The sequence below is a fragment of the Robinsoniella sp. RHS genome, from assembly GCF_001029355.1.
Taxonomy (GTDB): domain Bacteria; phylum Bacillota; class Clostridia; order Lachnospirales; family Lachnospiraceae; genus Robinsoniella; species Robinsoniella peoriensis.
The window spans coordinates 1-22,572 of sequence record NZ_JNGB01000014.1 but is presented as its reverse complement, the minus strand read 5'-3'; the positions used below and the strand labels follow the sequence as shown (position 1 = coordinate 22,572).

General features: G+C 41.1%; 18 protein-coding genes. 15 read left to right on the top strand and 3 right to left on the bottom strand.

Features of this window, described 5'->3' with window-relative positions; all coding sequences use genetic code 11:
- The first annotated feature begins 43 nt into the window (after positions 1-43).
- The 3 genes from RHS_RS07425 to RHS_RS07415 all read left to right on the top strand — a co-directional run bounded on the left by RHS_RS07425 (position 44) and on the right by RHS_RS07415 (position 3,018).
- On the top strand, positions 44-973 hold the full coding sequence (locus RHS_RS07425; RefSeq protein WP_044289710.1) for a carbohydrate kinase: 930 nt from the start codon (positions 44-46) through the stop codon (positions 971-973).
- A 93-nt stretch (positions 974-1,066) separates the two neighbouring features.
- Positions 1,067-1,744 carry a D-lyxose/D-mannose family sugar isomerase gene (locus tag RHS_RS07420; protein WP_027296363.1) on the top strand — a complete coding sequence of 226 codons (678 nt, stop codon included), beginning with the start codon at positions 1,067-1,069 and terminating at the stop codon, positions 1,742-1,744.
- 281 nt (positions 1,745-2,025) lie between these two features.
- Positions 2,026-3,018, top strand: coding sequence for a hypothetical protein (locus RHS_RS07415; protein ID WP_047832795.1), 993 nt, complete (start codon positions 2,026-2,028; stop codon positions 3,016-3,018).
- Here RHS_RS07415 and RHS_RS07410 read toward each other — a convergent pair.
- Positions 3,005-3,169, bottom strand: coding sequence for a DUF6783 domain-containing protein (locus RHS_RS07410; protein ID WP_395021722.1), 165 nt, complete (start codon positions 3,167-3,169; stop codon positions 3,005-3,007). The two genes, RHS_RS07415 and RHS_RS07410, sit on opposite strands and share 14 nt — an antisense overlap.
- A gap of 404 nt (positions 3,170-3,573) precedes the next feature.
- Positions 3,574-3,696, bottom strand: a complete 123-nt coding sequence (locus RHS_RS30470; protein ID WP_395021698.1) for a hypothetical protein — start codon at positions 3,694-3,696, stop codon at positions 3,574-3,576.
- 353 nt (positions 3,697-4,049) lie between these two features.
- On the opposite strand from RHS_RS30470, the gene thiE reads away from it, so the two are divergent.
- The 4 genes from thiE to thiD are packed head-to-tail and all read left to right on the top strand — an operon-like array spanning position 4,050 to position 6,375.
- On the top strand, positions 4,050-4,694 hold the full coding sequence (gene thiE / locus RHS_RS07405) for a thiamine phosphate synthase (RefSeq protein WP_044294640.1): 645 nt from the start codon (positions 4,050-4,052) through the stop codon (positions 4,692-4,694).
- On the top strand, positions 4,682-5,338 hold the full coding sequence (locus RHS_RS07400; RefSeq protein ID WP_047832794.1) for an HAD family phosphatase: 657 nt from the start codon (positions 4,682-4,684) through the stop codon (positions 5,336-5,338). The genes thiE and RHS_RS07400 overlap by 13 nt, the downstream gene beginning before the upstream one ends.
- An 18-nt stretch (positions 5,339-5,356) precedes the next feature.
- Entirely contained in the window at positions 5,357-5,599 is a 243-nt protein-coding gene (locus RHS_RS30465) for a DUF6783 domain-containing protein (RefSeq protein WP_395021720.1), read from the top strand.
- Positions 5,596-6,375 (top strand): bifunctional hydroxymethylpyrimidine kinase/phosphomethylpyrimidine kinase, encoded by a 780-nt coding sequence (gene thiD / locus RHS_RS07395; RefSeq protein ID WP_047832793.1) that lies wholly within the window; start codon positions 5,596-5,598, stop codon positions 6,373-6,375. Before RHS_RS30465 ends, thiD begins: the two co-directional genes overlap by 4 nt.
- Positions 6,376-6,378: 3 nt before the next feature.
- Here the strand turns inward: thiD and RHS_RS07390 are convergent, their stop codons facing one another.
- Positions 6,379-7,374, bottom strand: coding sequence for a LacI family DNA-binding transcriptional regulator (locus RHS_RS07390; protein ID WP_044294636.1), 996 nt, complete (start codon positions 7,372-7,374; stop codon positions 6,379-6,381).
- Between the two features lie 156 nt (positions 7,375-7,530).
- Between RHS_RS07390 and RHS_RS07385 the strand changes: the two genes are divergently transcribed.
- From RHS_RS07385 to RHS_RS30460, 8 genes are all read left to right on the top strand, one after another.
- On the top strand, positions 7,531-9,792 hold the full coding sequence (locus tag RHS_RS07385; protein WP_047832792.1) for a glycogen/starch/alpha-glucan phosphorylase: 2,262 nt from the start codon (positions 7,531-7,533) through the stop codon (positions 9,790-9,792).
- Positions 9,793-9,875: 83 nt separating this feature from the next.
- Complete coding sequence (locus RHS_RS07380; protein WP_081998837.1) at positions 9,876-10,838, top strand: C39 family peptidase; 963 nt, start codon at positions 9,876-9,878, stop codon at positions 10,836-10,838.
- Between the two features lie 151 nt (positions 10,839-10,989).
- A complete protein-coding gene (locus tag RHS_RS07375; RefSeq protein ID WP_047832791.1) occupies positions 10,990-12,564 on the top strand; it encodes a response regulator in 1,575 nt (524 codons plus the stop codon).
- Complete coding sequence (locus RHS_RS07370) at positions 12,557-14,290, top strand: sensor histidine kinase (RefSeq protein ID WP_047832790.1); 1,734 nt, start codon at positions 12,557-12,559, stop codon at positions 14,288-14,290. The genes RHS_RS07375 and RHS_RS07370 overlap by 8 nt, the downstream gene beginning before the upstream one ends.
- A 56-nt stretch (positions 14,291-14,346) precedes the next feature.
- On the top strand, positions 14,347-15,624 hold the full coding sequence (locus RHS_RS07365) for an ABC transporter substrate-binding protein (RefSeq protein ID WP_047832789.1): 1,278 nt from the start codon (positions 14,347-14,349) through the stop codon (positions 15,622-15,624).
- A gap of 24 nt (positions 15,625-15,648) precedes the next feature.
- Positions 15,649-16,464: a MerR family transcriptional regulator gene (locus RHS_RS07360; RefSeq protein WP_047832788.1), complete on the top strand. Its 816-nt coding sequence runs from the start codon at positions 15,649-15,651 to the stop codon at positions 16,462-16,464.
- 308 nt (positions 16,465-16,772) lie between these two features.
- Positions 16,773-18,383, top strand: a complete 1,611-nt coding sequence (locus RHS_RS07355; protein ID WP_395021691.1) for a response regulator — start codon at positions 16,773-16,775, stop codon at positions 18,381-18,383.
- Positions 18,384-18,548: 165 nt separating this feature from the next.
- Positions 18,549-22,572 (top strand): hypothetical protein (locus RHS_RS30460; protein ID WP_395021689.1); only part of this gene is annotated, 4,024 nt, incomplete at its 3' end.

Below are 22,572 nucleotides of genomic sequence, written 5' to 3'. Positions count from 1 at the left end.
TAATATTACTATAAATAACCTTAAAACAATTGGAGGTAAAAAAATGGATGTTATTTGTGTTGGAGAAATGTTAATAGACTTTATTCCGGGAAACGAGCCGTTTAGTTATATCAGAAAGGCTGGCGGAGCGCCGGCAAACGTTGCTATTGCAATCGGGAAAAATGGTTTAAAGGCCGGATTCTGCGGCAAAATGGGAAATGACGATTTTGGACGTTTTCTGGTAGATACTTTAAAAGAAAATAATGTGGAAGTTTTATGTGAAGAGTTGACAAAGGATGCCGTTACGACTATGGCATTTGTAACTCTGGCGGAAGATGGAGACCGCTCCTTTACATTTGCAAGAAAGCCGGGGGCAGATACCCTGCTTACGATAGATGATGTTAAGAACGCAAATATAGAAGACAGCAAAATGGTACATGCAGGTTCCTGTTCCCTGTCCCAGGGAACCGCAGTGGACGCTACCGTCTATGCAATGAAAGCGGCTCATGAGAACAACAAGCTGGTAAGCTTTGATGTAAATTACCGCAATGTAATGTGGGATGATGATATTGATGCATGTGCGGCTAAAGTTCGGGAAGTACTGCCTTATGTGGATCTGCTCAAGATTTCGGAAGAAGAAGTAGATATGATGGGCGGTGAAGAAAATATTCTGGCGCTTATGAAGGAAAATGGAATTACGGTTGTAATTGAGACATTAGGTGCAAAGGGGGCAAAATGCTTCTTTGGCGGTGAAGTACGCGAGATTCCCGGCAGAAAAGCGAAAGCAGTAGATGCTACCGGCGCCGGCGATGCATTCTGGGGCGGATTTTTATCCAGTATCCTGATACAGGGTGCGGAGAAAAAAGAGGATATTGCCTTAGAGAATATTTTAAAAGCAATGGAATATGGAAATGTTGCAGGATGGATCTGCGTACAGACTAAGGGGGCAATTGATTCCCTTCCTACAAGAGCTCAGATTGAGGAATATTTGTAATATTAAAATGATCTGTTAGAGGGGTTTGACACATTTGGTAACAAAATAAATAGCGGAAATGATCCGCGGATAAGTATAAGGAGAAGGCAGAATATGAAACGATCAAAAATCAATGCAGTTATTAAAGACATGGAAGCATTAATCAAAGAACATGGTTTTGAAGTCCCGCCATTTTGCAAATGGACAGCAGAAGAATGGAAAGATAAAGGAGCGGAATACGATGAAATCCGCGACAATATGCTGGGATGGGATATTACAGATTACGGACTCGGAAAATTTGATGAAGTAGGCTTTGCTTTAATCACTATCCGTAACGGTAATTTAAAAAATGATAAGTATACGAAAACCTACGCAGAAAAGCTTCTGATGGTAAATGAAGGCCAGATGGCTCCTATGCATTTCCACTGGAATAAGATGGAAGATATTATCAACCGCGGCGGCGGAAATGTCCTGATCCGTGTTTATAATTCAACGGAAGACGGAGCATTTGCAGATACGGATGTTACAGTCAACTGCGATGGAAGAGAATTTAAAGTACCTGCCGGAACCCAGGTTCGCCTGACTCCGGGAGAAAGTATTACCATTTATCCATATATGTATCATGATTTCAATGTAGAAGAAGGAACAGGCGCCGTGCTGCTGGGAGAAGTATCTATGTGCAACGATGATGAAAATGACAATCGTTTCTACGATCCGATTGGCAGATTCCCAACAATCGACGAAGATGAACCTGCCTACAGATTACTTTGTACGGAATATCCAAAGGCATAGAGCCAGCAAGTCAAAATATAATAAATTTTATAATAGATTTTATAATAAATATATAGGAAAATAAAGTAGAGAATAAAGTAGAGAATAAGGTATACGGATATAGTAAAAAAGGTATTGTACGTTTAAATAAAATGCAATACCTTTTTTTACTATATCCGTATTTATTTTGCTGTAGTGAATCTTTTTAATAAGCCATGCAACAGAAGAGGAAAATTTATACACTTATTTATAAAACAAAAGTTTTGTATTTTAAATACAAATTCAAACAAGGGGGAAGAAAAATGAAAAAGAATTGTAAGAAGATCGTTCGTATGGCGGTGTGGGCATTCGTATTGGTAATTGGCATCGGATTATGGATGAATGGATGTGAAAAAAAGCAGGAAGAGGTTAAAAAGGAAAGAATAGGGGTGATTGCTCAGATTATGCCGGGATATGAGCCGGGAAAAGGTGATCCGGATCAGGAACCACAGACCGTGCTGGGGATTTTACCGGAAGAGAAAGAAGACGAAGATGATGATGACCTGGAGGCGGTCCCTCGTGAACCGGCAAAGATACGAGGCATGTATTTGCAGCTTAGTGAAAGTGCTTATTATTTTGCAGATGTAGAAAGTAATTCCTTATTTAGTCTGGTCATGACAGATGAGAATGAAATCCATAACCTGAATGGGGAACAGATTTCTTTTGAGGAACTTAAGACAGGGAATATTGTAGATATCTATTATACAGGAGGTATGATGGAATCTTATCCCATGGTTTGCGACAGGGTTATAAAAATGCAGGTCGTAAAGAAAGGCAGTGAGGCAGACGCTGCTGCCAATCTGGAACAGGCAAAGAATTTTTATTGTGAGCCGGATCCAAATGAGAAGCCGGGGCTGCAGATTCAATACATTCCGGCGGAGGGAATGGAAGCCTCTTCCAATATTTCCTACAGGGCTTATGAGTGGACGGTTACCAATGAAGATGGAACGGAAAATGTTGAAAAAGCAGATAGTAAACCGGCAATTCAATATGAGAATCTGGAAGAAGTCGAAATTTCCGTAGATACCCAGGAACTAAAACTTGTTTTCAGTAAAGACCCGGAGGAAATAATTGTCCAAAGATGGAAGGCAGAAGACAGAGGACAGGACCAGGCTAAACCCGGTGAGCCGGTATTGGCCACAAGAAGAGACAAAATATGGATGATCCCAAAAGGAGAAGTCGGGTATGTGTATGAAGTCACCGGAAAGTGGGGAGAAGATTTTGTCGTATATGGATTTTTAATCAGGAGGCGCTAATAAATGCAGTGCCTTGAAATTCACCATGGTGTGTCTTAAAATTCATTCCCGCCATCTGCACACCCCACTTTGCGGCATATTTGCCATGAATACAGGTTAAGCAATTTTCAGATAAGCTCTGGTCCGCCCCCTTCTCTTTCCGAGATAGCATTCGTTGATACAAAGCTGGTTTTCTCAGCATGATGCACCCCCGGGGTTGTGGCATGCCGGACGCGATTGACGTAAAGCAACTGATCTTGAGAACGGAATTTGTTTTTCATTCTCTAACCAGAAAAAGGAGCAAACTTCCATCTTCTTTTACGCAAACAGCCCAAACATACTGAGCATCATCCAATAAAGAACAGCCTGTCACAGCCCAGGGGTTCCAACCGGCTGAGAAAACCAGCTTTGTATCAACGAATGCTACCTCGGAAAGATGGGTGTGGGAAACTGGTATGGGCGGAGGAAGCGTAGAGCAGAGCTGAGTATTTACTTACCTTTCCGAAGTGTTTTTTGGCGGATAGTATTCGACTGGCTCCCATCGGATACTAAGCGGGCAGTGAGCTGCGAAATACATCAGGATTTCGGAGCGAATGCCCGCGTGCTGCCAAAAAGCGCTTCGAAAAGGTTAGAAAATACCAGTTCTGCGGCCAGCTGACGGAGCCCATGCCAGTTTCCCACACCCATCTTTCCGTACACTACCTACATCTACAAAGCGTCATTCCTCAGCTAAACCCAAATTTAAGATAAAATTATTCGCTGTAGCTCTAAAGTAAAAATTTAGGATATAATTTGACGCTCTCGAAATCCTATGATAAACTAATTAAATATGGTAACAAATGAAACCTTGATACGATATCCAGGGAGCTTGTATGACAGGCTGAGAGGAAGTTATGAACTTCGACCGGTGACCTGATTTTAGGAAACAGTATCAGGGACAAGTCTTGCATCTTCCTGCAGGACTTCTTTTATTTTGCAGGATTATTTGCAGATGTATCATGGATTCTATGATTCATGTGGTTAATATAAGAAGAAATAAGGAGATACCGATTATGAAAGTTAGTGGAAGAGATCTGAAACTGTATGCAGTAACAGACCGTAAATGGGTGGGAGAGCAGTCGCTGGAAGAACAGATAGAGGAAGCGCTGGCTGCCGGGGTTACTTTTTTACAGCTCAGGGAAAAACATATGGAAAAGGACGAACTTCTGGAAGAAGCGAAGCGCATAGGTGAGATTGCAAAGCGTCATCAGGTGCCTTTTTTAATTGACGATGATGTTGAAATGGCAATTGCCTGCGGTGCAGACGGTGTACATATCGGACAAAAAGACATGCCGCCCAAAAGAGCAAGAGAACTTCTGGGAGAAGATAAAATACTGGGGGTCACCGCCAGAACATTAGAACAGGCGAAAAGCGCATGGGAGCAGGGCGCGGATTATCTTGGAGTAGGGGCTGCATTTCCCACATCTACCAAAGACGATACGGAAGTGATTACAAAAGAGACAATCCGGGAGATCTGTGAAGCAGTGCCGATTCCGGTTGTGGTGATCGGCGGCATTACAAAAGAGAAGATCAGGGAACTTCGGAACTGTAAAGCTGCCGGAGTCGCTGTGGTATCAGCGATATTTGCAAGCGAGGACATTACCGGGGCGGTGAAAAGTCTGAAAAAAGAGGTGGAAGAAAATCTATGGGCAGATTAGGAGAAATCGAAGGAGCTATTTTTGATATGGATGGAACACTACTGGATTCCATGGCCATGTGGGAAAATATGGGCAGTATTTATGTGAAAAAGAAAGGGAAAGTACCTGCTCCGGATCTGGATGAAGTTATAAAAGATATGAGCTTTGAGGAATCAGCCCGATATATAAAGGAGCAATATCAGTTCCGGGAAGATATTAAGACAATGATGGATGAAGTGAATCAAATGGTGCAGGAGAATTATCAGGGGAAAATTCAGGGGAAGCCATTTGTAAAAGAGTTTTTGGAGAGCCTGAGAAAAAAGGGGGTTCCCATGTGTGTAGCAACGGCGACGGATGAGCCGTTGGTGAAAACTTGTCTGAAACGATTAGATCTTCTGAAATATTTTAAGGAAATATTTACCTGCAGAAAAGTAGGGGCGGGGAAAGAACGGCCTGATATCTATGAAGCGGCGCTCTCAGAACTGGGAACGAGTAAGGAAAAGACGTTTGTTTTTGAAGACGTACTTCATGCAGTTAAGACTGCAAAACAGGCGGGATTTCCGGTGGCGGCTCTCTATGATGAAAGTTCCAAAAAGGATTGGGAAGAGATTACAGGGCTGGCAGATATTTCAGCAGTATCTATGGGAGAATTTATTTCAGGATGACCTGGAGCGTGTCTTAGAATTCATTCCCGCCATCTGCACGCCCCACTTTGCGGCATATTTGCCCCGAATTCAGGTTACGTAGCCCGCTATGTGCCCTTCATCCGGGAAAAATCTCCCACAAACTGTGACGCGCAGCTGTCAGAAAGCAATTTTCAGACACGCTCTGGAGAATATGGACCCGGGTTTCCCAAGGAGACAGGAAATCTGGAAGTGGGCAGTGCAGCAATGAAAATATATAATGGACAGAGGACAACAAAATGAAGAAAATACTTACAATAGCAGGTTCGGACTGCAGTGGCGGAGCGGGGATACAGGCAGATATTAAAACAATCACAGTACATGGAATGTATGCCATGAGCGCTGTTACAGCGTTGACGGCACAAAATACGATGGGGGTATTTGGAATAGAAAAATGTACACCCCAATTTTTGGAACAGCAGCTGGACTGCATATTCAGGGATATTTTTCCGGATGCGGTTAAAATCGGAATGATTCCGGATGCCGGACTGATTCATTCTGCAGCAGGAAAACTTGCGGAATATGGAGCATTTCGTATTGTTCTGGATCCGGTTATGGTCTCAACCAGCGGCAGAACGTTATTAGAAAAAGAGGCAAGAGATGCGTTCATGAAAAAATTATTGCCGCTGGCTGCTCTGGTTACACCGAATATACCGGAAGCAGAAGTGATGAGTCAGATGAAAATAGAAAGTCCAGGCGATATGGAGACAGCAGCCAGGGTGATCTCCGGTTTCTATGATGGTGCCGTGCTGATTAAGGGTGGGCATCAAAAAGAGACTGCCAATGACCTTTTGTATGAAAATGGAAAAGCAACCTGGTTTTACGAAAAGCATATGGATAATCCGAACACCCATGGAACTGGCTGTACTCTGTCATCTGCAATTGCCTGCCAGCTGGCAAAAGGATATAATATGGAAGGCAGCCTGAGGCGCGCGAAGGAGTATCTATCCGGGGCTATCCGGGCAAATCTGGATTTGGGACAGGGCGCAGGACCTTTGAACCACTGTTACCGTATTTAATAATTAATGCATGATATAGCAAGTGGAATCACGTTCAACGAAGGCAGGGCGCATTTCAATCCGGCTGATGGGAACACCTTTGATCAGGCTATCCACAAGAATAAATGCACTTTTACCAAGATCTACCCGGTTTTGGCGGACCGTAGTCAATGCCGGGGTCAGATATCTGGCCAGGGGAAGGTCATCATATCCGGTAACACTGATGTCCTCGGGAACCTTTTTCCCCATATTATAAAGTTGTTTAATTACGCCGGATGCAATAAAATCGCTGGCGCAGATAATCGCAGTTGCTCCTTTTTCCAGAAAATGAGGTACATATAAGGGAGCGCAGTCTACATGGTAATCACCATAAGCAATCAGGTCTAAATCAAGATCTATTTTATTTACCCACAGAAAATGTTTGTACGCATTCAGACGGCGTTCCGTAATCATAGAATCCTGGTTACCGCAGAGCATGGCGATCCGTTTGTGCCCTTTTGCGGCGAGATGGTTAACCACACCTTTCATGCCTTCAAAATTATCGGTACCTACATATCCGACCCAGGGATTGTCTTCAATGTAATTATCTAAAAGCGCCGTAGGAACTTTGGTATGGTTCAGCTGTTTCAAATAGTCATCGTGAAGGCGGAAACCAAGAAGAAATGCTCCTGAATAGCCATTTTTTAACATAAAGGTATCATATTTCTCACGTGTCTGCATAGAAAGGTTGGTGGGAACAATCGTAACCTCATAGTCGTTGCGGACTGCAGCCTGTTCAAAGCCGGAGATAATTTCATAACCAAACTGGTCTACATTTTCATAGTTCATATCTTCAACCATAATGCAGATTTTGCGCATTACTTTGCCCTGCAGGGATTTTGGTTTATATCCCAGTTCCACCGCGGCGTCCAGTACGGACTGACGCATTTTTTCACTAATGTCGCTTGCACCGTTCAGGCCTTTGGAAACGGTGGCGGGTGAGATGCCTAATTTTTTTGCTATATCTTTAATTGTCGCCATAAGATTTCCTCCGAGTAACGAACTTTCTGGCAGTTCGAAAATTATATTGACAATATACCATAAAAATGATAATATGGCAATGAAAAGTTTCGAAAAGTTTCGAAAAAAAATAATATGAAAATTACGAGAGCCATTTATGAATCAGGAGGTAATAGAATGTTAGAAAAAGAATTAAACGGATACCTGGAAGAAAAATTTCAAAAGACAATTGCAGAATGCTCTGATGAAGAAATTTATCTTGGACTCTTACAACTTACGAAGAATCACATAAAAAAATCAGGTAAAAACAGTGGGGAAAAGAAACTGTATTATATATCAGCAGAATTTTTAATTGGAAAGCTTTTATCCAATAACCTGATTAATCTGGGGTTGTATGACCAGGTAAAAGAGATTCTTTGCAAAAATAAAAAAGATCTGACACAGATAGAAGAAGCAGAACTGGAACCTTCCCTTGGAAATGGCGGACTGGGCAGACTGGCTGCCTGCTTTTTAGACTCGATTGCAACCCTTGGCTTAAATGGCGATGGAATCGGACTGAATTACCATTATGGACTGTTCCGCCAGATTTTTGAAAATAATAAGCAAAAAGAATTGACAAATCCCTGGATTACAGAGCAAAGCTGGCTGACAAAGACAGATACGCATTTTGAAGTTCCGTTCAAAGGATTTAAGCTGATTTCCAGCCTTTATGATATTGACGTAACCGGATATCATAACCACGCTAATAAACTGCATTTATTTGATATCGACATAGTGGATGAATCCATTGTAGAAGAGGGGATTCATTTTGATAAAAATGATATCCTTCACAATCTGACGTTGTTTCTGTATCCGGATGACAGTGATGAAAAGGGACAGCTGCTTCGTATTTACCAGCAGTATTTTATGGTCAGTAATGCAGCACAGCTGATTATCCGGGAATGCAGGGATAATGGCTACAGCCTTCATGATTTATACAAACACGCAGTGGTTCAGATAAATGATACCCATCCTTCTATGGTAATTCCGGAATTGATCCGCCTGTTAATAAAAGAAGGGATCCCAATGGATGAAGCCATCTGCATTGTCAGCAAAACGTGTGCATATACCAACCATACGATTCTGGCTGAGGCTCTGGAAAAATGGCCAAGATACTATCTGGAAAAAGCCGTACCACATCTGCTTCCGATTATAGATGAACTGGACAGAAGAATCAAAGAAAAATATACGGATGAAAAAGTAGCAATTATTGACAAAGACAACCGCATACACATGGCACATATGGATATTCATTATGGTTTCAGCGTAAATGGGGTTGCGGCTCTTCATACACAGATTTTAAAAGAATCTGAATTGAAGCATTTTTATGATATTTATCCTGAAAAATTTAATAATAAGACAAATGGAATTACATTCCGCCGCTGGCTGATGCATTGTAATCCGGAATTGACAGAACTGATTAGCGGACTTATCGGAGAAGGCTTTAAAGAGGATGCGGACTGTCTGAAAGAATTACGCAAATTTGCAGAAGATGAAAAAGTTTTAAAAAGCCTTCTGGAGATTAAAAACAAAGACAAAGCAGCATTAAAGGAGTATCTGAAAGAAACTCAGGGGATAGAAATTGATGAAAATTCCATCTATGATATTCAGATCAAACGTCTGCACGAGTATAAAAGACAGCAGATGAATGCGCTTTATATTATTCACAAATATCTGGAAATAAAGGGAGGAAAACTTCCAAAGAGACCGATTACCATGATCTTTGGTGCAAAAGCTGCTCCGGCATATGTGATAGCAAAAGATATTATTCATCTTATTTTATGCCTTCAGGAAATGATTTCCAGGGATGCCAGTGTTCGACCATACTTAAACGTGGTAATGGTGGAAAACTATAATGTAACCAAAGCGTCTAAACTGATTCCGGCCTGCGATGTATCTGAACAGATATCACTGGCGTCCAAGGAAGCCAGCGGAACCGGAAATATGAAATTCATGTTAAATGGAGCCGTAACCCTTGGTACTGAAGATGGGGCTAATGTGGAAATTCACCAGCTGGTTGGTGATGACAATATTTATATTTTTGGAAAATCAAGTGAAGAAGTCATTGCCCATTACGAGAAAGCCGATTATGTATCAAAAGATCTCTATGATACCGATGCAGCCATCAGAGAAATGGTGGATTTTATTGTGAGCAAAGAGATGATAAAGATTGGCTGTGAAGAAAACTTAAGCAGATTTCATCAGGAATTGATTCATAAAGACTGGTTTATGACACTTCTGGATATCAATGATTATATTGAGACAAAAGATAAAGCGTTTACGGATTATGAAGATAGAATGGCATGGGCTAAAAAGATGCTGGTAAATATCAGCGAAGCAGGCTATTTTTCATCTGACAGGACGATCAGGCAATATAATGAGGAGATCTGGAAATTGTAAAATAGTTTGGACATCACAAAAGTTCATACTTTTTTTACAAAAATAGATACCACATTTTAGAAAATTGTGGTATTATAGAAATTATGATGAAGAAGAAAAATAAATTTACCAAAAGGCTTACTAAGATTGCACTTGTCATAGGAGCAGAAGTTTTGCTGTTCAGTGGCTGCCTGGTGATGATATACGCTCGTGGGACAGGAGAGAGTGAGAATCAGGGAACATATCAGGAAAATGTCACATTAGGAACAAAAGAAACAAATGCAGGAGCAGAAAAACAAAGCAGTCTCCAGGCAGGAACAAATCAGGATAAGAATATTACTTCTCCGGTGAATGAACAGAAGACAGCGGGAACCGCACAGGTTTCTAATAATTATAATACGGTTGCTACAGAAAAGATGATGGAATCAGAAAGCGAAACCGAGACAGACGTTAACGATGATTCCGCTGTATCAGCAGCTAAGACAGAATCGGAAATGCTTTATGTAGAACCGATTAGTCAGCTTCCGGAACTGCCCACAGGCTGTGAGATTACATCACTGACTATGGCACTTAATTATGAAGGCTATGATATTGATAAAGAAGATCTTGCGGACAACTATCTCACCAAGGGAAGACCGGGTGTAAATAGTTATGAAGATGCATTTCTTGGAAATCCAAGAGAAGAAGATTCTTATGGATGCTTTGCACCGGTAATTGTCAGAACAGCTAATAAGTATCTGACAGAACAGAACAGCGCAAAGCGTGCGTATGATGTCAGCGGCACAGAACTGGAAGATTTATTTGATGAGATCCGAGCTGGAAATCCGGTTATTATCTGGGGCTCTATGAATATCGATGTAGATATTGAATATACAGACGAATGGGAAATTGACGGCAAGCTGCTGCGCTGGCCTGGCAATGAACACTGTATGGTATTAAGCGGATTTGACTTAAATAATGAGACCGTCACTGTATGTGATCCGTTACGGGAAGTAGAGACGTATGATTTCGATTCCTTTGAAAGACATTTCAAACAGATGGACAAGATGGCAGTAGTGATTAAATAAAGAAATTGGTAATTGAGGACTATGGAATGTAAGAAGCCTGGCTTTTTATATTCTGTAGTCCTTTTTATATTGTTACATGCTGTTATACATGATAAAATGGAGTCAGATGCTGGCACATGCCAGGAAATTTCAGGTCGGGAGATGACAGACCATGGAGGTACAATTATTAATCGTTGATGATGAGATGCAGATACGAAGAGGGATTGAGTTAGGGATACCCTGGAAGGATTTCGGGATCACCAGAGTGTTGACAGCGGAAGATTCTCCAGGTGCGATTACGATTTTAGAAAGGGAGAAGATTCAGATACTAATTACAGATATACGGATGCCGGGAATGACAGGACTTGATCTGGCTGAATTTTCTAAAAAAATGAATCCGGATATTCACGTTATTATATTAAGCGGATATTCGGAGTTCGATTATGCAAAAAAGGCGATTAATATCGGTGTAGTGGAATATCTGATAAAGCCTATTAAAATCAATGAGCTTACGGGGCTGATACAAAAGATCATGGAAGAAATACAAAGCAGGATACAGGAGGATGCACAACAGAGAAAGGGTATGCTGGAACAGAGGCTTAAAGCATGTTTTGACGGAGCAGGAGAATCGGACGAAAATTATGAAAGACTATTGGAGGAGTATACAGGATGCGAATTAAATAAAAATATCCTCTGTATTGTGTTCGGCTTTGACAGCAGGATTAGCAATGATATTTCCAGAAGCTGTGAATATGCCAGAGAACAGCTTATCAATGAGGAGAAAAACGGGAAGGAAAATACATATTTATTAAGCTGGGGAAAGAAACTGGTATGGTTTACTTTAATGGATATCAGAAGATCCAGGGACCAGGTAATATTTCAGATGGGCAATGTATTACGCAGAATAAATGGAGACCTGCGTAAGACAGACAGTTGTGGAATATCAGGCGGTGCGGCGGGAATTATGCCTTTAAAGAATCTGCATCTGGCTGTAAAAGCCGGAGAGCAGCTACTGAATCACCGGTTATATCTGGGCTGCAGTGTATTAATTGATCAGAAAGATGTAAGAAAAAAGAGTGAGACCATGTTCACTCTGGGGGAGACAGGGCATCTGCGCCTCTGTATTGCAGGTTACCGGTATGCAGGGGCAGAAAAGTATATTAAAAAGCAGTTTCGCAATATGAGTGAATTAAAAATAACATCCTATGATATTGTGAAAGGGACGTGTCTGAATCTCATGCAGATTTTGTTTCATACGCTGAAAAGCAGCGGGCTGGATGTAGAGGCAGTGCTGGAGAAAAACAGACAGAGTATTCTGGTGATACCGGATTTATTGACGTTGGAACAATATCAGGAGTGGATATTAAATTTTTACTACCTGATACTAACCGGTGTTTCAAGCAATAAGGAACAGTCTCTTAATCGAATGGTAATTACAGCATTATCCTACATCACTGTGAATTACAGTGATGAAATCACGGTAGATTCCATTTCTTCCTATGTAAATAAATCAAAAAATTACTTCAGCTATCTTTTTAAAAAGGAGATGGGAATATCTTTTACGGAATATCTGAATAAATATCGGGTAGAAGAAGCAAAAAGGCTGATGGAAACTACGGTAGATTTAAATGCGGAGATAGCCCGGAAAGTGGGTTTTCGGGATGAAAAATATTTCTCTGCAGTATTTAAAAAGCTGGAAGGCTGTTCCGCTACGGAATTTCGAAAGAAAAAGGGAGATTATGAGTAGTTTAATAAGTAAGTTGAAGAATCTGGGAATCAGCCAGAAATTTATATTCAGCCTTATGATATTTTTGGTTATTCCGTTGTTACTCTTATTAATGATTGTGACTTTTCAGCTTCGCAGCAGTCTCAATACTAAGGCATGTGATATCAATCTGGAAATATTAAAGCAGACAAAAGCCGGCCTGGAAAGTTTAATCAGTGATGTGGAAAATTTTTCCCTGAATATTGCGGCAGATGAGCAAATCCAGCAAATCATTACAATGTATGGTGAAAAAGAACAGACAGAGGAATTGGAAAAACTGAGAGCGGACCTTTCTTATCGGATACGGATTGAGATGGAATCTCACAGAAATATTAAAAGTATATCTGTTTTTAAACCCGGAGCAGTGGTTTTGCAGAATGGGGATTATGTTCTGAAGGAAGATGAACAAATGATACCCAGGTTAAGGGAATTAAGTGGATTACCGATGTGGACAACCTTGCATGAGGGAGAAACCATCAGTTATAATGCGCCTTATCAGAAAATGTATCTGCTAAGGGCGATTAATGATATCCGGACTATGGAGGTCATAGCCTATGAACGTATTACCGTAGATGAAGCATATTTCAGGGAACAGTACAGGGGTATTCTCTCAGAAAAAAGCAGGATCTTTATTGTGAACCGGGATGGCAGAATTCTTTCTTCTTCGGAGACCGGCAGTTTGGGCGGAGATTTTAAGGAGCTGGGTTATGGAGAACTGCCTCAGGCAAAAGCAGGATATTCTAAAAAAGGAGATGTTATCATTTCCTATTACAAGATAGATGATGCAGGCTGGAATATAATAAAAATCGATGATCCCCGGGAATTATTGCAAAGCGGCAATGCAGTTTATTACACGATATTACTGTGCATTATGCTCACGCTGATATTCGGGGCAGTATTTTATACGGTGCAGAAAAAAACTATGATTAAGCCAATCCAGGAGCTTTCCAGAGAAACCGGAGAATTTACCGGTGAGCGGTTTCAAATAGGAATTTATGATGAAAGTGAGGATGAAATTGGAACTCTGAACAGGAATCTTGCCGGTATGGTTGCGTATATCCACAACCTGATTCAGACACAGTATAAAAATGAAATTAAGCAAAAAGAAATAGAACTAAAATATATGCAGAGCCAGATTAATCCACATTTTCTGTACAATACGCTGGATTCCATCAGATGGATGGCGGTTGTTGACCACAATGATGAAATCGCCCAGCAGGTGGAAGCACTGTCGGATGTCTTCCGGCATGCGTTGAATCGTGGGAGTGAGATGGTAACGGTAAGGCAGGAAGTGGAACACTTAAGAAGTTATCTTCTGATTCAGAAAAACCGGTTTGGAGAAAGAATCCGTGTGTCAATCCAGGTGGATCCGGAACTGGAAGATTGCAGGGTACAGAAACTGATCCTGCAGCCGCTGGTAGAAAATGCTTTTGTCCACGGACTGGAAAAGAAAGTAGGGGGCGGCAGGATATGGGTGAAGATTCAAAAAGAAGAATTGGCAATGTTGTATACCGTAGAGGATGATGGTGTTGGAACCAACGCTGAGGAGATAAACCGGTGTTTAAAAGATGAAAAGCAGAGTGAAAATGTATTTGCACTGAAAAACATCGACGAAAGACTGCGAATGAAATATGGGAATGATTACGGTATCCGTTTTCGTTCCAGGGAGAATGCGGGAACTCGGGTGGAGGTTAGAATACCCAGGTAGTGCCGTCCGGAGTGTATGCTCTTGTGTGGTAGTAATAGATTCGGAGTGATGTTATTATGAGAAAGAAAAAAGTTATGGTACTGGCATCATCAGCGCTTATTTTAGCCATGCTTCTGGGGTGCTGCGGGGTATCGGAGCGGCAGGAAACGCAGTTAAATGGAAAAACCGAAATTAAAAAGATTCGGTTTTCCGGTAAAGTTCTGGAGTATACATCCAGTGACCGTATGATGGAAAAGCTGCAGGAAAAGTTTAGTAATAAATACACGATAGAAACACTTCCGGCGGAGTGGCAAAATCAGGAAAAAATAGTGCGCAGAGAAATAATTTCCGGAAAACCGTGTGATATCTATAATTTTGAAATGAAAGGTATCATATTGTTAGATGGTATGGCATTGGATTTAAAACCTTATCTGGATGCTGATCCGGACTGGAAGTCACAGTTTCGCCCCAGTGCTCTTAAGCAGGCATGTATTAATGGCAGAATTCTGGCAGTTCCATGGGAATCAAATTTTCCGGTAATCCTTGCAAATAAGGAAATCCTAAACAGATCAGGTATAACAATACCGGAATCCTGGACATATGAAGAATTTGAAAATGCATGTGAAAAGATAAAAAGGCAGGACATATATCCTTTTGCAAATGCCAGCGATATGGGACATGGAAGCTGGCTTTACCGCAATGGAATGCTCTCAGCCAGTTTAAGCAGTGGAACTCATGATTTATACGTAAAAGGCGGTTTACCTCTTGATGGGAAAGAATCAAAGGAAACATTGCAGGCGATCAAATCTTTATATGATAAGAACTATATGTATCCCGGAGAGCAGGCGGTTACTGCACGGGTAGATGAAATAAAAGCGGGATTTATGGCAGGGGAAACTGCGATGATCACGGAGATTGGAACAGGAGCACAGGCGACGGCAAGGGTTGCAAAAAAATGTGGAATTGAGGCAGTTATTGTGCCATGGCCCAAGATTGGGGATACAGATGCCAATCATTCCGGAGATAATGCGCTTTTTATTCCGAAAAATTGTAAAAATATTGACGCAGCAATTGAGATAATCAAAGTATATACAAGCGTAGAGATACAGTCTATCCACTTAGAAGATGGATATATACCGGCTAATCGTAATGTAGAGGTAACAGATCCATTTGTCAAGTCGGTAATTGCCCAGATGGAACATCTTTATGCGGAAGATCCGCCGTCACAGGATATGACGCAATACAGAGGTTATCAATTAATACCGGATCTGGTTCTGGGACAGGGGGAAGATGAGGTGATGGCAAAATTAGAGCAGTACCGCATCGGCAATCAGAAGATTGGGCAGACAGAGTAAGCACAAAGCACAGGAGGCATATAAATGTTTAAAATAGGCGAGTTTTCAAAGCTAACGCAGGTATCCATCCGAATGTTAAGGTATTACGACGAGACAGGCTTGTTAAAACCAGCGGGAACCGACCATTTTACTAATTACAGATTCTATTCTGCTGATCAGATTTCTACTTTGAACAAAATCGTATTTTTGCGGGATTTAGGATTTCATGTTTCGGACATTGCAGCTGCACTCAGCCAGTGGGATGATAACTTTATTGTAAACCAGCTTGATAACAAACGTCAGGAAATCGAACGCACAATTAAAGCTGAACAGGATAAGTTATCCAAAATAGAGCAGGCAAAAAAAGATATTCGTCAGGAAAAAATAGAGATACATTACAATGTTTCCATAAAATCCGTTCCTGGCGCTCAGGTGCTTTCTTTAAGGCGGGTTGTTCCTTCCTATTATTCGGAAGGTCAGTTGTGGAAAGAAATGACCGCTTTTGCAGCGGAGAATAAGATTTCGGTTTCTAGCAATACGTTTGCTATTTATCATGATAGCGATTACAGAGAAAAAAATGTGGATATTGAAATATGTGCACCTGTCTCACGGATGGATAAGGATAAAGATGGCTTTACATTTCGGAATATAGAACCCGTACCAATCATGGCAAGCACTATGGTCTACGGATCTTTTGAAAATATTTCAGGTGTATTTCTTTCCTTTGCAGGCTGGCTGGAAGAACACAGCCAGTATAAAATGCTGGGACAAAGCAGACAGATTGTCCATCGCGGACCATGGAATGAGAAAAACAGTGGTAATTTCCTCACAGAAATACAAATACCATTAGAAAAAATATAATAATAGTTTCAAACGATATGCCTGTACATTTCCTGCTGTACAGGCATTTTTGTATTTTGAGAGACAGAAAACCGGGATAAAATGAGTTCTTGTAAAAATCGTAGAATTTCAGGAAGATTCGTAGAATATCAGGTTCAAGGGAAGAGGAAGAATTGATAAAATGTATCCAATAAAAGTCCGTAAGATTTCAAACCTTTTAAAGAAGATCTGAAACGAAAAATAAGATTTGTTAAGTTAAGATGGAATTGTACTTTACACACAGCAGAAGTTATAAAACGGGTTTGAAAAACCATGGGATGGGAGGAAAAATGTATAAGGTATTATTGGTAGATGATGAGGTTCTGATCAGGGAAGCGGTACGTGACAATGTGCACTGGTCAGAACTGGGATTTCGGTTGATTGGAACATGCAGGAACGGAAAGGAGGCAGTGGAGGCAATACAGGAAACACCTCCGGATTTGCTTTTGACGGATATCCGGATGCCTCATATGGATGGAATCGCCCTTACACGATTTGTATATGAGAATTATCCCGGGATAAAAGTAGTAATTATCAGCGGGTACGACGAGTTTGAATATGCAAAACAGGCAATCAGGTATAAGGTGATTGAATACATATTAAAACCAATCAGTGCATATGAACTGTCAGACACGTTAACGAAGATCAGGCAGAATCTGGATTATGAAAATCAATGGCTGACCAATATGAAAAAGATAAGGGGGGCTTATTACAACAGCCGCCAGATATTGAAAAGGGAGTTTTTGAACCGTCTGCTGCTTGGTCAGATAATAAATGAGGGGATAGAACAAAAAATGAAGGAGATGGATATCTGTCTTTGTGGGAAATATTTCACGGTGATTCTGATTGAAGCCAGAGACGATACGGTATTTAGCAGGAGTTCCTTTCAGGATAACAGGGATCTGGCGCTGTTTGCAATATTAAATGTCTCTGAAGAAGTTATGGGACAGTCAGGAAACGGGGTAGTATTTCAGGATAAAGCATCCAGAACAGTTGTTATACTGGGAGCTGACGGACCCAGGGAATTAGATTTTAAGAGTCTGGAAATTTGCAGGCGTTTAAAACAGAATATTGAGGCCTTCCTGAAACTGGATGTTGTATTTGGTGTCGGAGAGTTTGCAGAGGTAATTACAGCTCTGGGAAAAGCCTTTCAAAGTGCAGGGGATGTACTGGAATACCGTTTTTTATCAAAACAGAAAGAGATTTATTTTGCCAGGGATTTTCGAAATGTCAGGGGTGAGAAAAGTATTGATATGAAGGAATGGATTGCCAGAATTACTCTCGCAGTCAAGAAAAATGACGAGGGCTGTCTGATCGGGGAACTTTCGGCTTTTATCAGAGATCTGCAGTCATCCTGTGTATCGAAAAAAGTATGCACGATCAATGTCCAGAATATGATGGTGTCACTTATGAATCTGATGGATGAAATACAGGTAAAAGACAGCGGGATACGTTATGAAATGAAACGCCTGCAGGTTGCCATATATGAGGACGAAAATCTGGAATGCGTAGAGCGGCATCTCAGGGAAGCTTGTATAAAAACGGGGAAAGCACTGGCATTGGAAAAAGACGGATATTATCAGCGCCAGGTCATGCTAGCCCACGATTACATAGACAAGCATTATCAGAATGCGGATATATCGCTAAATTCGATCTGTGGATATCTCGCAGTTAGTGTCAGTCATTTTAGTTATCTGTTTAAACATTATACAGGTGACACATTTATAGAAGCACTGACTAAAAAAAGGATTGAAAAAGCCAAAGGCATGATGGAGAATACCTCAATGAAAATATACGAAATCTCAGAGGCAGTAGGTTATGAGAATCCCCAGTATTTCAGCAGTATCTTTAAAAAATACACGGGAAAGACGCCCAGGGAATATATGAGAATGGTACGATAATTGGAACTGCAAAGGTTACCAGAAGACGGAAAGTGGTGAAAGTGTGGAAGAAAGTTGTGTTTTTGTGGAAGATACTTTATTAAACAGCAGATAGAAGAAGGATATAATGAACTTGTATCAGGAACAATCAATTACGCTTAAAACAGGAAGAAGAGAGGATAGGATATGAAAAGGAGAAGTAAAAAACTAATAGCACTGCTGTTGGCGTCAGCTATGATGACAACAACCGGTATGGGGCTGCCGGGGATTGAGGGAAGTGTAGTACATGCCCGGGAGAATGAGAATGCCGGGAATGCTCTGTATGTGGCAGTGGATGGTAATGATAAGACGGGAGATGGTACACTGGGAAAACCATTTGCTACGTTTGAAAGAGCCAGAGATGCTGCCAGAGAACAGAATCAGGAGCATACGACGGTTTTGGTAAGGGGAGGCACCTATTTCTTTCCAGATACATTGGAATTGACCGCACAGGATTCCGGTATTACCTTTCAGAATTATAATGGAGAGGCTGTGGAACTAAGCGGAGCGGCAACATTTGATCAGTTAACCTGGACTGATTATGAAGGCAATCCGAATATAAAGGTGGCTGAAGTGGATCCGAACCTTGGAATAGATAAATTATTTCTGGATAAGGAAGAACAGGTATTGGCGAGATATCCGGATGCAACGCCTGGAGTGCTTCCTTTAGAAGGGGCAACTACAAGAGCAAATATCAAATCCCGGGTTAAAAATTACGATGATCCTGCCGGCGGATATATCCGTGCTATCCACAGCAATGGATGGGGCGGTAATGATTATATTATCACAGGCAAAAATACATCGAATGCTTTGGGTCTGGATTACCAGTGGGTAGGTGACAACAACCGCGGGAATGGAATGAAAGACAATGCGGTCATGATTGAAAATGTATTTGAAGAACTGGATGCATCAAAAGAATGGTATTATGATAATAAAGAAGGAAAACTTTACGTTTATCCCGAGGCGGGGATAGATTTAAATGATGTATCTGTTGAAGCTGCGGTAAATACAGATATTATCAGGATAGAAGGCGAGGACAGTGAGCATCCGGTAAGTGATATTACGCTGGACGGATTTACCTATTTTGGCACGAAAAGAACCATGTTTACTGTTAATGAGGAAGGCAAAGAATACATTCCTCTGATGAGGGGAGACTGGTGTGTAGTAAAAGCAGGTGCGGTCTATATAGAAAATGCCAGGAATATTCAGGTTGTGAATTCAAACTTTAACCACATGGGCGGAAATGGAATTTTCATGTATGGTTACAACGACCGGAATATTGTGAATAACAATGAATTTATAGATATTGGATCGACAGCTGTTCAGGTAGTGGGAGATCCAAAGTCTGCTTATGAAGCGTCATTCTGGGAGCATGCTTTATATCCGGATCTGCAGGTACATAAGACCAGCGTTGATTTTCCGGAGAAGGCAGGACCAGCAACAGAAGACTATCCGAGAGATATTGAGATTACTAATAATCATATGGAGAATCTGGGGATTTTCGAGAAACAGTCCTGTGGTGTGAATCTGTCGGTCAGCAGCAGGATAAAAATTCTCCACAATACGATTCACAAAAGTGCCCGATCCTGTATCAATGTAAATGATGGAACATTCGGCGGACATGAGATTGCTTATAATGATGTATATAACGCCCAGTTAGAGACTACCGATCACGGTCCGTTTAATTCCTGGGGAAGAGACCGGTTCTGGTCTGTACCAAAATATAATGCAAGCGGTGAAAGCGGAGATTTGATAAGAAATTATGAAAAGGACGCAAAGGTATATGACCTGGCCCGGATTGATGCATATCAGACCAATAAGATTCATGATAACCGGTTCCAGCATGATTCCAATGCAGCCCACACCTGGGGAATCGATTTAGATGACGGTTCATCCAATTACGAGATTTACAACAATCTCTGTCTGGGGCTGGGAATTAAATTAAGGGAAGGTTTTGACCGGAAAGTATATAATAATATTATCCTGGACGGACAATTCCAGATACATGTTTCCTATAAAGAGGCAGGAGATGAAATCCACAGTAACATCGTGGCAAATACAACACCATACGGATTTGCAGTGGTGGATGAAAACAGGTTTAAACAGGCAGAATATGCAGTAGATAAAAACTGGTACTATGATTTTGGTGCAGAGATCAATCTTCCTTCCTGGTATCATGCGAACAAGGCACAGAATGATTATGATAAAAATGCACTGATCGATGTGGATCCCAAATTTAAAAATGCCAGAGGTAATGATTACACGGTATTAAATGAGGAAGGCATGGAGAAGGTAGATTTTCAAAATTTTTCCATGGATCAGTTTGGAAAACCGGAATGTCCGTGTAAGGCTCCGATTTATGCAAAAATTGATTCTGGCTCGGGCGGTTCAGACATCCTGCAGAGAGAGCAGTGGAAAGGTGCATCGGTAACGGGAATCGATGACAATATCATTTCATCCACTGCCTCTAATGATTACAACGGAATTTACTTTGAAGAGGTACCGGAAGACAGTGAGGCTTATGCACTGGGATACCGGAAGCGTGACATCGTCAAATCCGTTAATGGAACAGCTCTGAACGACAAGAAATCGTTTTTTGCAGAGTTAAACAAATTAGAGCCCAATGCACTGGTTATACTGGATATTCACCGGACAAACAGTATGCAGACGTTAAGCTATCACAAGACAGAAGGAGAATCCAGGTATATTGACTGCAACGACCCGGAAGTAACATACAGCACCCAGGTTTCCACAGACTTATATACGCAAAACGGATGGTATTTTGATTCCAGGAAGAGTGATGACCAGGGATCTACCGTGTGTGCATTCCCGGATATTAAACAAGCTGATTCTGCATGGTTTGAAGTGGCATTTAGCGGAACTAAAATAGAGTATATAACGAGAAAATACTCGGATCAGGGTGATATCGAGATGATTCTTACCAATGCAGACACAGGAGAAGAAGTAGAAAGAAAGACGATCAGCTGTAAAGATAACAGCCGTCTCTACCAACAGACTGTGTATACTTCACCAATATTACCGGAAGGTAATTATAGACTTCGGGGTGAGAAAAAATCCGGTGTATATATGATTGTAGATGCATTTCATGTATATCAGGAAGAAAAGGATATTTTAAACGTGCTTACTGACCCGGCACAGATGAAATATGCAAATAATACAGTAGTTTTAGAACCTCGTTCTGGAGAAACCTTCCAAAACGTGATGGATCTGAAAAATAAAAGCACATCAGATATAGAGGGAAAAGTATCTTATCTTCTGTATGATATTGAAAAAGGGCTGAAGCTCATCAGTGTCAAGGATGATCCGGTTGTTATAAAGCGAGGAGAAACACAAAATTATAAGGGAAGTTATACATTTCCTGAGGATATAGGCAATAAGGTACTTCAGATCATGGTAACAAATTCAACAGATGAAGCAATTGCATATAATACCTGGATTAAAGCAGAGGGAACCGAGATGGAAAAGGTACCGGTTAATCCAGATACCCAGGATAATACTATGGGAATCAGTTATGATAAAAATACCAGAATTGTAAATGTTACTGCAGCAGGAGTTACAACCAATTCACAGGCAGTAATCCGGGTGAAACTGGATGGGAAAGATCTCTTTGTAAATCAGGTAAAGGCCCAGGGTAAGAGGGCAGGATTTAAATTTGTACTGCCGGATACAATGAAAGAAGCAGGAAGCGTAGAGTTTACCGTTCACAGTGATTTGGGAAAATCTCTGGAATACAGTCTGAATCTGGATCCCCACGAGAATGTCGTAAATAAAGACACCCTGAATCAGGCAATAGCCGCAGCAGATCTCATAACAAACGAAAATTATACAAAAGACAGCTGGTACCTGTTTCAAAAGGCTTTAAAGAATGCAAAAGATGCCCTGGAATCAAAAGAACTGACCCAGGACAAGGCAGATGCACTGGCAAAAGCATTGAATGAAGCACAGAAGTCATTGGAAAAAGCAGAGTATGCATTGATTACAAAAGGAAACGACGATGCTGTTAACCGCACCGGAAACTGGACTGTCCGGGAAAATTCACAATCCTGTGATACAACAGTTAAGGATAGTTATGCAGAATTTGAATTTTCAGGAAATACCATAGAATGGTACGGAGTAACGGCAAGTGATCATGGTATTGCGGATGTGAGTG

Bases quoted from the DNA above. Each gene is read 5' to 3' on its own strand.
- RHS_RS07425 (WP_044289710.1), top strand. From the start codon at position 44: ATGGATGTTATTTGTGTTGGAGAAATGTTAATAGACTTTATTCCGGGA.
- RHS_RS07420 (WP_027296363.1), top strand. From the start codon at position 1,067: ATGAAACGATCAAAAATCAATGCAGTTATTAAAGACATGGAAGCATTA.
- RHS_RS07415 (WP_047832795.1), top strand. From the start codon at position 2,026: ATGAAAAAGAATTGTAAGAAGATCGTTCGTATGGCGGTGTGGGCATTC.
- RHS_RS07410 (WP_395021722.1), bottom strand. From the start codon at position 3,169: ATGCTATCTCGGAAAGAGAAGGGGGCGGACCAGAGCTTATCTGAAAAT.
- thiE (WP_044294640.1), top strand. From the start codon at position 4,050: ATGAAAGTTAGTGGAAGAGATCTGAAACTGTATGCAGTAACAGACCGT.
- RHS_RS07400 (WP_047832794.1), top strand. From the start codon at position 4,682: ATGGGCAGATTAGGAGAAATCGAAGGAGCTATTTTTGATATGGATGGA.
- thiD (WP_047832793.1), top strand. From the start codon at position 5,596: ATGAAGAAAATACTTACAATAGCAGGTTCGGACTGCAGTGGCGGAGCG.
- RHS_RS07390 (WP_044294636.1), bottom strand. From the start codon at position 7,374: ATGGCGACAATTAAAGATATAGCAAAAAAATTAGGCATCTCACCCGCC.
- RHS_RS07385 (WP_047832792.1), top strand. From the start codon at position 7,531: ATGTTAGAAAAAGAATTAAACGGATACCTGGAAGAAAAATTTCAAAAG.
- RHS_RS07380 (WP_081998837.1), top strand. From the start codon at position 9,876: ATGATGAAGAAGAAAAATAAATTTACCAAAAGGCTTACTAAGATTGCA.
- RHS_RS07375 (WP_047832791.1), top strand. From the start codon at position 10,990: ATGGAGGTACAATTATTAATCGTTGATGATGAGATGCAGATACGAAGA.
- RHS_RS07370 (WP_047832790.1), top strand. From the start codon at position 12,557: ATGAGTAGTTTAATAAGTAAGTTGAAGAATCTGGGAATCAGCCAGAAA.
- RHS_RS07365 (WP_047832789.1), top strand. From the start codon at position 14,347: ATGAGAAAGAAAAAAGTTATGGTACTGGCATCATCAGCGCTTATTTTA.
- RHS_RS07360 (WP_047832788.1), top strand. From the start codon at position 15,649: ATGTTTAAAATAGGCGAGTTTTCAAAGCTAACGCAGGTATCCATCCGA.
- RHS_RS07355 (WP_395021691.1), top strand. From the start codon at position 16,773: ATGTATAAGGTATTATTGGTAGATGATGAGGTTCTGATCAGGGAAGCG.